The sequence below is a fragment of the Bradyrhizobium sp. WYCCWR 13022 genome, from assembly GCF_030435535.1.
Classification (GTDB): Bacteria; Pseudomonadota; Alphaproteobacteria; order Rhizobiales; family Xanthobacteraceae; genus Bradyrhizobium.
The window spans coordinates 1-16,094 of the sequence record NZ_JAUIZJ010000016.1; the positions used below are offsets into that span (position 1 = coordinate 1).

At 64.5% G+C, this 16,094-nt stretch carries 14 protein-coding genes; 7 read left to right on the plus strand and 7 right to left on the minus strand.

The window, feature by feature from the left end:
* Both QY049_RS22820 and QY049_RS22825 read right to left on the minus strand, forming a co-directional pair.
* On the minus strand, positions 1–1,982 hold a 1,982-nt coding region (locus QY049_RS22820), incomplete at its 3' end, for a chemotaxis protein CheA (protein ID WP_301269962.1).
* A gap of 416 nt (positions 1,983–2,398) precedes the next feature.
* Positions 2,399–2,866 (minus strand): response regulator, encoded by a 468-nt coding sequence (locus tag QY049_RS22825; protein ID WP_258764596.1) that lies wholly within the window; start codon positions 2,864–2,866, stop codon positions 2,399–2,401.
* Positions 2,867–3,364: 498 nt separating this feature from the next.
* Between QY049_RS22825 and QY049_RS22830 the strand changes: the two genes are divergently transcribed.
* From QY049_RS22830 to QY049_RS22845, 4 genes are all read left to right on the plus strand, one after another.
* Positions 3,365–4,072 (plus strand): Crp/Fnr family transcriptional regulator, encoded by a 708-nt coding sequence (locus QY049_RS22830; RefSeq protein WP_258767101.1) that lies wholly within the window; start codon positions 3,365–3,367, stop codon positions 4,070–4,072.
* Between the two features lie 194 nt (positions 4,073–4,266).
* Complete coding sequence (locus tag QY049_RS22835; RefSeq protein ID WP_194479009.1) at positions 4,267–4,962, plus strand: Crp/Fnr family transcriptional regulator; 696 nt, start codon at positions 4,267–4,269, stop codon at positions 4,960–4,962.
* A gap of 158 nt (positions 4,963–5,120) precedes the next feature.
* Positions 5,121–5,516, plus strand: a complete 396-nt coding sequence (locus QY049_RS22840; protein ID WP_258764594.1) for an Hpt domain-containing protein — start codon at positions 5,121–5,123, stop codon at positions 5,514–5,516.
* Between the two features lie 99 nt (positions 5,517–5,615).
* Complete coding sequence (locus tag QY049_RS22845; RefSeq protein ID WP_258764593.1) at positions 5,616–5,864, plus strand: hypothetical protein; 249 nt, start codon at positions 5,616–5,618, stop codon at positions 5,862–5,864.
* A gap of 42 nt (positions 5,865–5,906) precedes the next feature.
* Here QY049_RS22845 and QY049_RS22850 read toward each other — a convergent pair whose 3' ends face one another.
* Positions 5,907–6,527 (minus strand): LuxR C-terminal-related transcriptional regulator, encoded by a 621-nt coding sequence (locus QY049_RS22850; protein WP_258764592.1) that lies wholly within the window; start codon positions 6,525–6,527, stop codon positions 5,907–5,909.
* A gap of 340 nt (positions 6,528–6,867) precedes the next feature.
* Here QY049_RS22850 and QY049_RS22855 point away from each other — a divergent pair, with 340 nt between their 5' ends.
* Both QY049_RS22855 and QY049_RS22860 read left to right on the plus strand, forming a co-directional pair.
* Entirely contained in the window at positions 6,868–8,031 is a 1,164-nt protein-coding gene (locus QY049_RS22855; RefSeq protein WP_194479005.1) for a hypothetical protein, read from the plus strand.
* Positions 8,032–8,738: 707 nt separating this feature from the next.
* Positions 8,739–9,953 (plus strand): EAL domain-containing protein, encoded by a 1,215-nt coding sequence (locus QY049_RS22860; RefSeq protein WP_194479004.1) that lies wholly within the window; start codon positions 8,739–8,741, stop codon positions 9,951–9,953.
* Between the two features lie 32 nt (positions 9,954–9,985).
* Here QY049_RS22860 and QY049_RS22865 read toward each other — a convergent pair whose 3' ends face one another.
* Together QY049_RS22865 and QY049_RS22870 are read right to left on the minus strand one after the other, a co-directional pair.
* Positions 9,986–11,425, minus strand: coding sequence for a DUF1254 domain-containing protein (locus QY049_RS22865; protein WP_258764589.1), 1,440 nt, complete (start codon positions 11,423–11,425; stop codon positions 9,986–9,988).
* Positions 11,426–11,601: 176 nt separating this feature from the next.
* On the minus strand, positions 11,602–12,462 hold the full coding sequence (locus QY049_RS22870; RefSeq protein ID WP_258764588.1) for a DMT family transporter: 861 nt from the start codon (positions 12,460–12,462) through the stop codon (positions 11,602–11,604).
* Between the two features lie 109 nt (positions 12,463–12,571).
* Between QY049_RS22870 and QY049_RS22875 the strand changes: the two genes are divergently transcribed.
* Complete coding sequence (locus tag QY049_RS22875) at positions 12,572–13,993, plus strand: PLP-dependent aminotransferase family protein (protein ID WP_258764587.1); 1,422 nt, start codon at positions 12,572–12,574, stop codon at positions 13,991–13,993.
* Here the strand turns inward: QY049_RS22875 and QY049_RS22880 are convergent.
* Together QY049_RS22880 and QY049_RS22885 are read right to left on the minus strand one after the other, a co-directional pair.
* Positions 13,990–14,586, minus strand: a complete 597-nt coding sequence (locus tag QY049_RS22880; protein WP_258764586.1) for a GDYXXLXY domain-containing protein — start codon at positions 14,584–14,586, stop codon at positions 13,990–13,992. The two genes, QY049_RS22875 and QY049_RS22880, sit on opposite strands and share 4 nt — an antisense overlap.
* Positions 14,583–15,854: a DUF2157 domain-containing protein gene (locus QY049_RS22885; RefSeq protein ID WP_309493997.1), complete on the minus strand. Its 1,272-nt coding sequence runs from the start codon at positions 15,852–15,854 to the stop codon at positions 14,583–14,585. Before QY049_RS22885 ends, QY049_RS22880 begins: the two co-directional genes overlap by 4 nt.
* Positions 15,855–16,094 lie beyond the last annotated feature (240 nt).

Consider the following 16,094-nt stretch of genomic DNA (forward strand, 5'->3'; position numbering starts at 1 on the left):
CCGGCGCGGAACACCAGCAGCGAGGTGGTCTGCTCGCCCGAGCCGATGTGGAGCGCGCCATTGTCGTCAGCCATGTCATGGGCCGAGGAGCCGGCGGCGCCGAGCGCCTTGGCAATGCCGTTGGGGTCGATGATCATGATGACGGCGCCATCGCCCAGGATGGTATTGCCGGAGAACATGTCGATGTGACGGAGCTTCGTCGACATCGGCTTGACCACGATCTCTTCGGTGTGGAACACGCCGTCGACGACGATGCCGAAGGTCTGGCTGCCGACCTGGGTGACCACGATGAAGCCGTTCTCGGGATCGCTGGCCGCGCCGTCGTCGATCTTGAGCAGCTTCTTCAGGTGGATCAGCGGCAGCAGCTTGTTGCGCAGGCGAAGGACCGCGGTGTCCTTGATGCGCTCGATGCGGTGCTCGGAGTTGGCGCGGGCACGCACCAGCTCGACCACCGAGAGCTGCGGAATGGCGAAGCGGTCACCGGCGGCCTCGACGATCAGCGCGGAGACGATCGCCAGCGTCAGCGGGATCTTGATGGTGACGGAGGAGCCTTCACCGGCGACCGACTTGATGTCGATGGTGCCGCCGATCTGGTCGATATTGGTGCGGACCACGTCCATGCCGACGCCGCGGCCCGAGACCGAGGTGATGGCGGCCGCAGTCGAGAAGCCGGGCGCGAAGATGAACTTGTGGATCTGGGCTTCGCTCATCTTCTCCAGCTCGGCCTCGGTGACGAGACCTGAGGAGAGCGCCTTGGCCTTGATCTTCTCGGTGTTGAGGCCGCGGCCGTTGTCGGCGATGCAGATGATGATGTGGCCGCCCTCGTGATAGGCGGAGAGGCGGATGGTGCCCTGCTCGCCCTTGCCGGAAGCGAGGCGCTCGGCGGGGGTCTCCAGGCCATGATCGGCGGAGTTGCGCACCATGTGGGTGAGCGGGTCCTTGATCAGGTCGAGCACCTGGCGGTCGAGCTCGGTGTCGGCGCCGTGCATCTCCAGCTCGATCTGCTTGCCGAGTTCGCTCGAGAGGTCGCGGACGATGCGGGGCAGCTTCTGCCAGGCATTGCCGATCGGCTGCATGCGCGTCTTCATGACGCCTTCCTGCAGCTCGGCGGTGACGTTGGAGAGGCGCTGCAGCGGCACCTTGAACTCGGTGTCCTCGTTGCGCCTCGAGATCTCCAGCAGCTGGTTGCGGGTCAGCACCAGCTCGGAGACCATGGTCATCAGGTGCTCCAGCGTATCCACGTTGACGCGGATCGACTGGTTGGCGATGCGCTCGCCCTCGCCGGCGCTCTCGTCGGCCATCGACTTCTTCGGCGCGGCCTTCTGCCTGGCAGGCTTTGCAGCCTCCCTGGCGGCAGGCGCCGGGACTTCAGCCACCGGCTCAGCCTTGGCAACCGGCGCCGGGGCTTCGATCGCGGTCTCGCGGAAGGCGCGCTCGAGCTCGTCGAGCGAGACTTCGCCCGGACGCAACGGACGCTCCAGGGTCTGGTCGATCAGCGTGCCCGTGGTCATCTCCTTGGCGGCAGCGGGCGCAGCGGCGGGGGCTTCCGGCACCAGCGGCGGGGCTTCGGCAACGGGAGCAGAACTCCCCGCCGCCATCGCGGCCATGCCCTGCTCGACCATCGCTTCCAGCTTGTCGATCAGATCGCGGTCGTTGCCTTCGGGCTCGGCTTCGGTCGCCTCGAGGCCAGCCAAAATCTCCTTGATGCGGTCGATCGAGGACAGGATCAGCGTCACCGCCGGTCCCGTCACCGGCATGCCGTCGCGGAATTTGCCCATCAGCGTCTCGCCGGCATGCGCCAGCGCTTCGAGCCGCGGCAGACCGAGGAAGCCGCACGTACCCTTGATGGTGTGGACCAGGCGGAAGATGTTATCCAGGATCTTGGCGTTGTTCGGTTCCTGCTCGAACTTCACCAGCTGATTGTCGACGGTGTCCAGGCTCTCGCTGGTCTCCGTCAGAAACTCCCGCAACAGATCATCCATGAGCTACGCCTTACTGAGCTGGACCTCAACGCCTGCGCCGCGCTTGGAATCGGCGGAAGTCCGCTCCTAGATCGTTAGACAACCCATTTCACGGTCCCGTTAATTTCATCCTCCGTGCTAATACGGATATTGAAACGAAGTTTGCCGTTCGGCTGCGTGAGACCGCAGTTTTCGGCAAATCCCGCCCGCAGCCTCGCTCCGGAAACGCGACAGGTAAACGCGCGGATAACGGCGTCACGGCAGGCGCAAAAAATCCTGCCGATGTCGGGAGATGTGCACGAGCCGCGCGAATTGAGTCAAATCACCCGCGATCGAGATCGCGCATGAGGGCTTCGGTCGAAGTGTCGATGAAATCCGCAAGACCCAAGCTTGCGGTAAACAGACTCTTACCGCACGACGCCGCGAACGATGACGCGCTAACCCAGCCGCGCAGCGGCGGCATGGGACTCGGCGAGGCAGTCCCTGATCGCGGCCAGCAGCGCAACCGGCGTGAACGGCTTGCGCAGGCAGCGCGAGGCGCCGAGCTCCAGCGCCATCCTGAGGAAATCGGGTGCAGGCGAATTCAGATCTGCGAAGGCATAACCGGACATCGCAATCAGCGGCGTCATGGGCGCGCGGTCGTGAAAGAGCCGGATCGATTCGAATCCGCGCATATGCGGCATGAAGATGTCGATGATCATCAGATCGAACTGTTCGTTCTCGAGAGCGCGGAGCCCGGCTTCGCCGCCGTCAGCGATCGTCACCCGAAAATTGTTTCGCTGGAGATAGATCTCGATGGCCATGGATACCATCGGGTCGTCGTCGACAACGAGAATGTGGCGCAGACTGTCTGGCGTCGTTGGAATTTCCCGCTTCGGCGATTCAAGAATTGAACCGTTGCGCACACCTTTCTCCTTTCGCTTGCGTTGAAATCGTATTGACCGCGCGCGCGGTCGGCCTGGTGCAACATGCGAACGGGATGAGCGCGAGATCCGCGGCCGGGCCGCGCAAAGGCGCGGAGCAATGTCTGACGGCTGAAAGGAAGCGACGAACGCGCAAGCCCGCGTGAACCGGCAAATAGCCGATGAAAAGGCCGACGCAATATCTACGGCCGGTTGCCCGTTCCCTGCTCATGAGGCCCCCTGGCACTCGTCCCCGGTTTGCTACGCAGGACTGGCTCGCCGGGCGTGCGCATCGATCAGCGCGCTGTTTTCATTTTCGCCGCAAATGCGGCAAGTTGTCTACCATTCAACGGGTATATGGACAACAATACAACCATTACAATATGTTCGTGTCGTTGGCAACTGGACATCGAAGGCGTGACGCCGACGCTCGAGAACCAGCGTCCCAAGAATCAGCATCCCGGAAGCCGATATCCGGGAAACACGCAGGATTGTCTCTGCATGAGCGCGAGCGGTCCACCGCCAAATCAAATGCTGCAGATGCTCGACGCGGCGGACTTCGACCTGTTGCGTCCGCATCTGGTGACAATCGAATTGGTCAGAGAGACTGTCTTGGACGAGGCAGGCGCGGCACTTCGCCACGTCCTGTTTCCGCACGACGGAACCGTTTCAATCACGGTCAGCCTGTCCGAAGGACAAACGATCGAAGTGGCGATGCTCGGACGCGACAGCATCGTCGGCGGCGGCGCGGCACTCGCCGATGGAATCGCGGCATCAGACGCTGTCGTGCTCTTTCCCGGGACCGCATCTGCAGTTGAAATCCCGGCCTTTCGAACCGTTGCCAATGCGAGCATCGCGTTCCGCAGCCTGATCATTCGGCACGAGCAAGCGCTGCTCGCGCGTGCGCAGCAGTCCCTGCTCTGCAATGCGCTGCACCCGGTCGAGGCGCGGCTGGCGCGCTGGTTGCTGCGTGCCCGGGATCTGTCGGACAGGGAAACCCTCGCGCTGACGCAGGAGACCCTGGCCCAGATGATGGGCGTACGGCGTAACGCCGTTTCGCTGGTTGCGCATGAGTTGCAGCGCGCCGGCATCATCAGCTACAGCCGCGGCCAGATCGAGATCATCGATCTACGCGCGCTGGAAGCGACCTCTTGCGAGTGTCATGCCGCCGTCAAGGCCCATCACGCGAGACTGTTTGCGAGTCGTTGATAATGTAAGCGCTACCACGACCGCGGCATTCCGGTGCGTACAAGACGGCGCCGAGTGATTGCTGAATCATGTCCAACAGCACTGCACCAATTGCCAATATATCCTGACGGGAACATGATGGAACTTACCCGAAAGCGGATCGTAGAGCCGCGGGTGTCCATCGGCGGATGAGACAGGAGGCTGCTTTGGAAACGATGGCGCGCCCATCCAACGGTTTCCTGTCGGCGCTGTCGGCAGATGATTATGAATTGATCCGTGCACATCTGCGCACGGCCGATCTCCCGCATGATGCCGTGCTGGTCGAGACCGGCGAGACGCTCAAGCGCGCCTACTTCCCGCATCGCGGCGTGATCTCGCTGGTCGTCAAACTCGCCAAGGGCGAGCATGTGCAGGTCGCCATGATCGGCCGCGACAGCCTGCTCGGCGCGTTTTCGACCTTGGGCGATGCTTGCGCACTCAACACGGCGGTCGTGCTGGTTCCCGGCGTCGCGTCGGTGATGGACCTCGACCGGCTGCGCATCGCGGCCGAACAGAGCGCAACCCTGCGAACGCTGCTGACGCGGCACGGGCTCGCGGTCTACGCGCAGGTGCAGCAGACCGCGGGCTGCAACGCGGCCCATCCGGTGGAGTCGCGGCTGGCGCGCTGCCTGCTGCACACCCATGATCTGTCGGGCGACTATCGGCTGCTGCTGACGCAGGAAGCCATGGCGCAGATGATCGGGGCGCGGCGCAACAGCGTGTCGCTGGTCGCCAATACCTTGCAGCAGGCCAATTTCATCCACTACAGCCGCGGGCATATCCAGCTCCTCAATCTGGACGGCCTGCGCCAGACGGCCTGCGAATGCTACGCCACGGTCAAGGCCCAATACGACCGGCTGCTCGGCGCGTGACGCCGCGCCGGTGCGCCCGGACCGAGCGGCACATGGTAAAGCAACTGCTTAGCTCCGCCCGCAAACTCGGCGCATCTCGTGACCAGAACTGCAATCGAAATGGCGTAGACACCCGGACGCCTCGCATCGCGACGCGCATCAAGGGGACCGGGACAACCATGTTCGACGCCGTATTCGCGCCTGCGCCAGGTGCGCTCGACACCGCGCCGCTGCGCGAGCCTGAACCGCTGCGCGAGCCCCGTGCGTTCGAGGCGCTGGTGCGCGAGATCGGCGAGGACGGCGCCCGTGAAGTGCGATCGGTATTCTGGAGCGAGACCAGCGCGCGACTTCAGTCGTTCCGCACGCTCGCGCTCGGCCAGCACCGGGCCAGGTTCGCGCGCGAGGCGCATTCGCTGAAGAGCACGGCCAGGACCTTCGGCTATCTCAGGCTCGCGACGCTGGCGCTGCGGCTGGAGAGCACGGCCGAGGCGATCGGCGCGGCCGAATTGGGCGATCTTCTGGAGCAGATGGAAGCGGCCTTCATCGCCGCGAAGGCCCAGGAATCGGAGGATTGACCGACCCGCCTCAAAGGCCCGCCGTACTTATACGGTTTGCAATTTTCACAGATGACTAATCATAGGTGGCGATAGTCGCCGGAAACCAGGAGGGTTTCCATGTTCACCTATGAGACTGCGGACCAGAAAGAGGTCCGTCGCTTTCGCATCGCACAGTTCAACGGCCGCATGGCCACGGTGAAGGCGGGCGAGTCCACGGTGACGGGTTTTGTCCGCTCGGTGCTCGAGCAGGAATCGACCATCCCGCCGCGCTGGACCATCACCATCATCCCGAATACGCCGAAGGAAGAGCCTACGATGCCGCGGGCCACTTCGCGCGCGCGCCCCTTCGCCGAAGACTATTTCTAGATCACGAGCGCGCCGCCACCAAGGCGGCGCAAAACGACCGCTTCAATCGATCGAATGCAGCAGCGCCGCGCGGACGAGGTCCGCGGTGTTGCGCGCGCCGAGCTTGCGCATCGCTTCGGCCCGATGGCTCTCGAAGGTGCGCGGACTGATCTGCATCCGCAGCGCCCCCTGCTTGTTCGAAAAGCCCTCGCTGATCAGCCGCAGCACCTCACGCTCGCGCTTGGTCAGCCGCTTGCCCGACAGGCCCGAGAACTCGGAGCTCGCCTCGCGCGGTGGCGGCAGCGCGCGGCCGGGCTTCAACTCGACATCTTCAGTGATCGACGGCGCGGGCAGGCCGCCTTTGTGCTGACCGGCAAGCTGCTTCACCAGGCCGCAGACGCGCTCGGTTTGCGCCAGTGCGTTCTCCACCACCTGCTGCAAATAGGCGCGGTCGGCCGAAACGGGCGCGAGTTGATCGCTGTGGTGCTTGATCTCGCCCATATAGAGCAGAAGTGCGGTCAGGGGACCATTGAGCTCGCGGGCTATGGCCGCGGCCATCTCGTCAGCCGCCTTGGCGCGGGCGGCATTGAGCCGGACGAAGTCGAGTTCTTCAGGCGCAGACGCACCGCTTTCGAACCATTCCGACGGCCGCGAATCAGTGACCGTATCGTTCTGTGACCCCATGTGACGTGTTTAGCGGAACCCGGGGCGATCTGTGGTTAACTTTCTGCTCCGTATGACTACGGTAATTCCGTCAGCTCTGTGCTGAAATACCGGCAAAGGCACAATTTATGCTTGCACGGGGCCGATGCCAGCCGCGCCAAGGTTGATGAAATTGCCTAAATCACAGGCAGGAATCCCAACACCTCCTTAACGATTACCGCCGCACCCCATCCCCGCGCACTCAGACTTTACCGATTAATTAACGGCGGCTTGCTTCTCTGTGTCGCAATTGAGAGCGCGCAAATGCCTCCATGCATTCGGCCAGTCAGCCTGCTGGAATCGTTGCGAGAGATTGCGTGCCATGGACGAAATCGACGAGCTTTCGGAGTTCCTGCAGAAGCTGACGCCGTTGTCGCGCAGCTGCCTGCTCAGCGAACTCGAGCGGCTCGAGCTTTGCGGCCTCGACATGCCGGGCTCAGCAGAGATCCAGGCCAAGCTGCGCGCCGAATTCCGCAAGGATGGATCGACCCAGGCGCGCGCGACCAGTCCGTCGCGCTATTTCTTCGCGCCGCTCGAACTGCTGCTGATCGACGGCGCGCCCGAGCACGCCAATTCGGGACGGATCTCGCGCAACACGCTCACCCCGATCTGGGAGTGGATCTGCCGCGACCTGCTGCCGACCATGGCGCGCGACTACATCAAGGCGATCAACGACCAGGTCGCCGCCAACAATCCCAAGGAAGTGCTGAAGATCGCGACGATCTTTCAGGGCAAGGTCGTCAAGGTGCTCGAGAACACGCTCGCATCGGCGGAAAGCACCGAATTCGCACGCGACAAGCTCGCGCAATACACCGCCTCGCGCACCGCCTTCGACGACGTGAGGAAGATGCTCCAGGTGCTGCGTGCCGGCGACGCGCTGCCGAAGTTCAACGAGAAGCTGCCCGAGACCATCACGAAATTCGACGACGGCCAGGTCGCACAGATCACCGCGCAACTCGACGCCTTCAAGAAGGCCAATCCCGATGCGCTGCCGTTCGCGCTGACGCTGGTCGCGAGGCGCCTGAAGACATTCTGGCGGCTCATATACCTTGCGACCAAGGCGGCCGCGAGCAAGAGCGCTGCCGAGGTTGCAGCGGCGTCCTATGCTTGCGTCGTTCCCATGGTGCTCGATCGGCTCGACGACAAGCGCCTTGCCTTGCGGATCGCACTTCGCCACAACCGATTTCTCGTCGCACGGGACCTGCTCACGGAAATCTACGACGTCGAACATTCGCTCAAGGTTCGCATCGACGGCATCGAGCAGAGCGAATGGGGCGTCCGGCTTCAGCAATTGATGGACGCGATCGCGGCGCTGGTGGCGGCCGAGGTCAGCCGCTTCCCCGCCAATGTCGGTCACATCCTGGGATCGCGCCGGCTGCGCAATCAGGATACGCTCGGCGGCAAGCTGAGCTATCTGGCCTGGAAGGGCCGCGACGCCGTGCAGGACGGCGCGGCGGCGTTTCGCAAATTGATCGGGGCGACCTAGTTCGCGCCGGCTATTCCGGAACGCGTGGCAGGCACAGGAAGCGATCGAGAAATCGCCCTGACATCACGATCCTGAACCACCAATAGATCAACCGCCGCGTCGTCATAGCTGCAATCCCTGACAGCCCACCACCGGCTCCAGGGACCAATAGCGCACGTGCAGCAATCGGCTTGTGAAGTGCTTCACATTCGCCCGCCCCGCGGATGGTCGCGTCGTCGCATAACCGTCACGCGCAGTGACGGGCCATGCACGCATCGCGCGAGAATGAATTCGTCGACGGAGCTCGCCGCTCACAATTCTCCGATGCATCACATACAGCGCGAGGGGTGGACACCGCGCGTGGTCCCTGCCGCGCCGATCTCCATCCGACGACAAAGAAGTAGGCGTTCTGCATGGACGAGCACGACAAAGCCACATCCAATTGAGGCACCCGTTATTCAATTGGGCGAAGCGCGCGCAGCATCGTCCAATTACAGGACACGGCCGCGCACACCGCCGAATTGAGCGTCGGGAAAATCCTGCATGATTGTCGCACGCAAGTGCGCTGCGCAGCGACAGACGTGAAGACTTCTCGAACGAGATCCGAACAATTTTAGAAATGATGGGGGCTTTAACGTTACCCAGATAATTCAATAATCGGCTGAAGCGCTCCTTATTTGAAACTGCTCCCGTCGCTAACACCGGTCGCGGAACGGGAGAGGTTTGCGATGAACGACGACATTGTTGAACTCGCCGGACGAAGGCCCAAGACCTTCGGACGGCGAAAGGTAACGCCGCGCGCATGCGTCGCCGACGGCAAGCGCCACCTGCGCGCATTCCTGGCCGAGGTGCTGGAGGATTTTGGCTTCGTCACCAGCGAATGCGCCAGTGCCGACGAGCTCAAGACCGTGCTCGCCGGCGAATTGCCGGACCTGATCCTGTTCGGCGTCGCCGCCGACGGCATCGAGCCCGGCACATTCCTGGAGACGCTGGTGCGCGAGGCCTTCGACGGCAAGGTCCTGACCGTCGGTGCCCGCGAGTCGATCATCGTCAAGGCCGTGCAGCAGGTCGGAGAGGAATATGGCCTCGCCATGCTGCCGCCGCTGACCACGCCCTTTGCCGCGGAGACGCTGCGCGATCGCATTGCGATGCTGCTGCCGGACGAGCCGGCGCCGAGCCCGGCCGTGCATGTCGGCGAAGCCTTGCACGCCGGCTGGCTCGAGCTCTGGTACCAGCCCAAGATCGACGCGCGCACGCTGATCCGCTGCGGCGCAGAGGCCCTGGTGCGGATGCGCCATCCGACCTGGGGCGTGGTGCCCCCGGCCTATTTCATTCCGGAGGAGCACGATCCGCACCTGCGCGATCTCTCGGAATTCGTGATCGAACGCGCGGTGCAGGACTGGCACTACCTCCTGGAGCGGCAAAGCCCGGTCGATCTCTCGATCAACCTGCCCGCCTCGTATTTGAAGGAGCCGCAGGCCGTGCGCGATCTCTGCCGCCGCGTGCCGACGCATCCGGCCTTCGGCGGATTGACGATCGAGATCACCAGCGAGGAGGCGATCCGCGATCTCGATCTCCTGACCGAAATCTCGCGCGAGATGCGGCTGCACAATATCGGCCTGTCGATCGACAATCTCGGTGCCAACTGGCCGTCGCTGATGGATCTCGGCAGGATCCCCTTCATCAAGCTGAAGGCCGACCGCCACTTCGTGACCGGGAGCGCCAACGACCGTCTCAAGCGCACGGTGTGCCGTCACATCGTCGAGCTCGCGCAGGGCTATGGCGCACGCTCGGCTGCCGAGGGAGTCGAGAGCCGCGCCGACCTCGTCGCAGCGAACGAGCTGGGCTTCGATCACGTGCAGGGCTTCCTGTTCGGCAAGCCGATGCCGTTGAAGAAATTCGCGCGGAGCACGCTGACGCGAACGGTGATGGGCGGCGAGTGAGGCTATCGCCTCGGCTTGTCGGCCCGTTGCGATCAGCTGCTCGCGACCTTCCTGACGGCCGGCGGAGACCAGCTGCCGTTGATGATCGAGGGCGCCTTCTCGTTCGGCCAATACATCCGCAGCATCAGAACGAACTTGCTGGCGGGTGCGGGCAACCAGTTCGACTCCTTGTCCGCTCCAGGCGAGTCCTTCTGGATATAGAGTTCGATCGTTCCGTCCGGATTGGGCTTGAGGCTCTGACGGGCGCTGATCGAATATCGGTTGATCGGATTGGCGACGAAGAAATACTTCTCGTCGTACATCGTCAGCGACCAGAAGCCGCCGACGGGTGGAAGCTGCCCCTTCGGGAAGCGCATCACGTATTTGTTGCTGCCGACGTATTCCTTGCCATCACTGTCCTTCTGCGATGTCGGATAGCATGCATCCTGGATACGATTGGCGCCGAGACCGATGGCCGTGACCAGGGCACGATTGAGGTAGTCGGTGCCGTAGACGCCAGTCTGCGAATCGAATGCCCAGCCGTTGGTGTTCCTGATGGCCTTGTTGATCTTGAACTGCACCATGATGCGGTCGAACGCGACTTGCGGAATGCGCTTCGCGAACACAGCGTCGAGCTTGCCGGCATCGAAATCCTTGCCCGGAACGAGGCCGATCTTGGCGAATTTGGCGACCTCGGCGGCGTCGGCGGCCGCCGGCGGATTCCGCTTCATGAGCTGGGCCAGAAGGCTGAAATAGGCGGCGGCATCCATGCGGTTGACCTGATCGCGCACGGCGGTCTTCATGTCGATCGACTGATCGACCTTGCCCGGTGGAGGCGTGTAGGACTTCCCGTAGGCACTCAGGGGGACGAGCTTGAACTCATCCTGGGCGGCGTGCACCGCCGCGTAATCCGCTTGTGTGCCGGTGCAGTAGATGCGACCCAGGATCCAAACGATGCTGGTAGGCGACTTGTATTCCTTGGCGCCGGCCGGGAGCGTGCCCGTCCAACCCGGCCCGGTGATCGCATAGGTCTGCGCCTTCGTACCAGTCGTCCGTTTGCCCGGCACCTGGAACACGTTCGTCCAGCCATCGAGCATCGGGAACAGGAAATAGCGGTCTTTCATGTCGGGGATGCTGAGAACCCACGGCTCGTCGCCGACGTCGATCCACGCCGTGGTGTAGAGCGTGTCGGCGTTCGGAGCCGTCACATCCCTGAAGCTTGCATCGGGATAGGTCCGCAGCTTGACAAACTGCCCCATCGGCCCGCGCGTACCCTCGACGGAGGCCATGTTGGTCATGACCCGTCGCGTCATCTCCATCGTCACGAGTGGATAGCCGAAGACGTAGGCATCGGTGGCAAGCCAGAAATCTTCGCCACCTTCGACCGCGCCCAACAAAGGACCGTCGTGATCTGCTCGGCTGACCGAGAGCATAAGTGCCGAGACCGCGCTTCCCAAACCGGCAGACAAGAGATTCCGACGAGTCATGTTCATGACGCTGCCTCCTGCTCTGATCTCGATGCGTGTTATGTCGTTGCGAAATAGGCACACACGGGCGTGGAGGAGATAACTCTCCTCATTCAATGAGGCACTGCGCGCCGGGGCCCGCGTTGATCCAGATCAACATTGGTGGCCGCATGGGCCAGGTCAGGAATTGCGCTGCATCGAGCTCACGCATACCGCCGCGCGAAGAAGACGCAGGCGACGACGAGCGCGGTCGCGGCAATCATGCTCCATGCAACAGGCTCGTGCAGCAGGAAGCCGGCCAGCGCGAGGCCGAAGAACGGCTGGAGCTGCTGCAGCTGGCCGACGCGCGCGATGCCGCCGGTCGCAAGGCCGCGGTACCAGAAGATGAAACCGACGAACATGCTGAAAACGGAGACATAGGCCAGCCCCATCCAGGCCGGTGCACCGACGCTACTCCATGTCGACGGCCAGGTGAGAAGCGCGACCGGCAGCATCAACGGCAGCGCCAGCAGCAGCGCCCAGGAGATCACCTGCCAGCCGCCGATCCGGCGCGACAATGCGGCGCCCTCGGCATAGCCGAGCCCGCACAGCACGATCGCGGCGACCATCAGGAGATCGCCGGTCACCGACGCGGAGCCGTCATTGGACAAGGCAAAGCCCGCGACCGTGGCACTGCCGAGCACCGCGAACAGCCAGAACAGCGGTCGCGGTCGCTCGCCGCCGCGCAGCACGGCGAAGATCGCGGTCGACAGTGGCAGCAGGCCGATGAAGACGATCGAATGCGCTGACGTGATGTGCTGGAGCGCGAGCGCGGTCAGCAGGGGAAAGCCGACCACGACGCCGAAGGAGACGATGGCGAGCGAGATAAGATCTTTCCGCTCCGGCCAGGCCTGGCGCAGCAGGCCGAGCACGGCTGCGCCGATCAGAGCCGCGATGATCGCGCGCGCAGAGGTGAGGAACAGCGCGGAGAAGCCGCCGACCGCCACCCGCGTCGCCGGCAGCGAGCCACTGAAGATGATGACGCCGAGAAGCCCGTTACCCCAGCCGCTGCCAGCAGATTGCATGTCCGTCCCATTTTTTCCGGGTTGCCACCCTCGGCCGATGGCGGTGGCATGACCAGTCACAATTCAGTACAATCCAGCAAAACTGTATGGGTGTGGAAGGGAATACACCTTGGACATCGAAGCGCAGATGAAGGGTCGCGGCGGCACGCGCACCATCGACGTGATGGGCGCGATCCGCGCCAAGGTCACCGGCCGCGCGCTCGGCCCCGGCGACCGCCTGCCATCGATCCGCAGCCTCGCCGCCGCGATGGGCGTTTCGCCGTCGACGGTCGTCGAAGCCTATGATCGCCTCGCCGCCGAAGGCCTGATCCGGGCCCGCCGCGGCTCCGGCTTCTATGTGTCGCCGACGGTCGCGCCGCCACTTGCATTGAGCGAGGTCGAGCCGCGCCGCGACCGGGCGGTCGATCCGTTCTGGGTCTCCCGGCAATCGCTCGATGCGGATGATGCCGTGCCGAAACCCGGCTGCGGCTGGCTGCCGCCCGTGTGGATGCCGGAGGCGGCCTTGCGCCGCGCCGCCCGCGCGCTTGGCCGCAGCGAAGCCAGCGTGCTCACCAATTACGGAAGCACGCGTGGCGCTCCGGTCCTGCGAAGGCTGCTGCTCACGCGCCTTGCCGAAGACGGGATCGAGGCCGCGATGGGACAATTGATGCTGACGGGGTCGGGCACGCAGGCGACCGACCTGATCTGCCGTTTCCTGCTGCGTCCCGGCGACACGGTGCTGGTCGACGATCCCTGCTATTTCAATTTTCGGGCGCTGCTGCGCGCGCATCAGGCGAAGATCGTCAGCGTGCCCTACACGCCGTCAGGCCCGGACGTTGCTCGCTTCGAGCAGATTCTCGGCAGCGAACGGCCACGGCTCTACATCACGAACTCGGCGCTGCACAACCCGACCGGCGCGACGCTCTCGCTCCAGACCGCGCACAGGCTTTTGACCGTGGCGGCCGCGCACGACCTCACCGTCATCGAGGACGATATCTTTGGCGACTTCGAGCCGGAGCGCTCGCCGCGCCTGGCTGCGCTCGATGGCTTGAACCGCGTGATCCGGATCGGCAGCTTCTCCAAGACGCTGTCGGCCTCGGTGCGCTGCGGCTACATCGCCGCGCGCGCCGACTGGATCGAGCATCTGGTCGACCTGCAGGTCGCAACCAGCTTCGGCGGTCCGAGCCCGGTCGCGACCGAGATCATCGCCAAGGTGCTGGCCGGCGGCAGCTATCGCAAGCACATGGAGGAGCTCCGGCAAAAGCTCACGCGCGCGCGGCGCGACATCGCGCGAAAACTCGGGGCGCTCGGCATCGAACCCTGGCTGATGCCGCGCGGCGGCTTCTTCCTTTGGTGCCGTCTCGCCGACGGGCAGGATGCGACGGCCGCGGCGCGCGCCGCGCTCGAAGAGGATGTTGTGCTCGCGCCGGGCAACGTGTTCAGCGTGGCGCAGACCGCACTGAATTTCATGCGGTTCAACGTCGCGCACATGAGCGATCCGGGAATGTGGGACGTGCTGCGGCGGGCGTTGAAGGCACAGCCGAACCGCTAGTACCACGGCTCCTCATACACAGGCTCGCCCTCGAGCAGCAGGCGCTTGATCGCGGCGCGGCCCGAGGGGAGCACGGCGGCGACGACGCGCAGCTTCTGCTGGTTGCGGGCCTGCTCGAGCTTCCTGCCCTCGCCTTCCGGCACGAAATAGTTTTCAAGGCCGTATCTGATCGTCAGCCTGTCGCAGAAGGTGCGGCCGGTCGAGCCACAGGAATGGGTGACGCGGCCGCGGATCAGCACGTCAGGCGCGGTGACCGCAACGGGCGCGGCGTGCACGGAAACGGCCTGATAGAGGCCGTTGGCATCGGGCGCGAGCTTGACGAACACGGTCGGGTTACGCTCGGCGGACGGCTGGCCGGCGAGCGCGCCTGCCGGCAGTTGCGTTATATCGTACCCGAGCGTGACATAGTCGCCGCGCAGGAGATCGCGCGGATCGACCGGCCGCGTCTGCAAGGTCACCTCGGTTCCCCCGCGCAGGATCTGCATGCGATCGGCGACCATCAGGACCAGCAGCGCGCATTGCAGCAGGATGGCGGCGCCGAACAGCACGGCCTTCGGGATGCGTCCCGCAAAATTGGCGATGGACTCGATCATCGTTCAGCCCTCGGCAGCAAGCGGTTGAGCGCTGACGCAAACACGACGGCGATGATGCCTGATACTGCCAGGAAGGCCGAGCGGCGCAGCAGCGAGCCCTTCACCGCCCAGGTGATCGCAGCGATGACGCCGGCGATGCCGAGCCAGCCGGCGACGATGCGCGGACGCACGTCGTCGAGCACGCCGGAGACGACCAGGCACAGCATGGCGCAGAGCAGCGCGGCATAGGCGAACCAGGGTTCGCCGGCCGCGGACGCCGGCCAGATCGGCGCGGCGATCAGCACGAGGCCGATCGCGCACGCTGCGAGGATTTCACCGGCGCGCCGCGTGAGGCCGGCGGAGGCGAGCGCGAGAATCACGCCCGCGACGCCGCACGCGACCGCCCACGGCGGCTGGGCCGTCACCGTTGCAGTCCGAAGACGGAACAGATCGTCGACCGTCGTCACCTCCAGGAAGGCGACGACGGCCAGCGAGAAGGCGCCGTAGATCGACAGCACGGATCCGAGCCGCTGCGCCCGCGGCGACGGCGCGGCTGATATCGCGAGCCCGCCGCCGAACAGCAGCGCCGCTCCGTTCGCCAGCACGAAGGACGGCTGGGCGCCATCGAAGTCGAAGCGAAGCGAGGTTGCGACCCACCACGGAATCACCGCGACCGCGACGAGATGGGCGGCGACGCGGGAGTCCCACGCGAAGGCGATCGCGGCGGCGATGAGCCAGGCCACGATGAACTGGAGATGCAGGCTGTCCGGCGCATCATAGACGCGCATGCAGGTCCAGATGCAGGCCGCCGCGAGCCCGACCGCCAGCGCACCGCGCGAGCCGGTCAGCAATGCGGCGGCGAACGCGCCGACCGACCACAGCAGCATGCCGCCGGCAAAGTCGTCGCCGAGATGATACATCTGGCCGACCAGCGCGATGCCGGCGCCGAAGACGATGGCACCGATGCTGGCACAGAGATCGGCAAGAACAGTGCGGCCCGTCGCCGCGAACCACGCCCCGAGCCCGCCGGCGACGATCATGCCCGCAAGCAGGATCGCGAAGCGCAGCAGCCGCGCAATCTCGGTCCAGTGCGCCGCGACGAAGGCGAGGAAGGCCGCCGCGATCAGGAGGCCGCCGACGATGGCGACGACCACGGCAATGTTGATGCCCGGCGACAGCGGCGGCAGCGCATTGCGAATGGAGCCAGCCGCCGCCGGCGCGATCACGCCATCGGCCTCCCATTGCGCGAGGTCAGCCTCGAGGCGCTGCCTGTAGGTCTTGTCGAACATCGTCGTGGACACCTGGCTCCCTGCCGGACGCGGGATGTTGGTCGGACTGCGCCGGTGACAGGTTCAACCTTGTCACCGCTTCACGCGGGGTCCTCAGCGCCCGGACACCATAAACGCGAAAACAACCCCATGCACAGTAGCCGGCCCGCGTCAGGACAAGGACTTACACAGGAGCTGCTGCTGATTACCCGAAACGACGTTGACTCGTCGGGCAAAACAGGTCCATGATGGTATCATGGC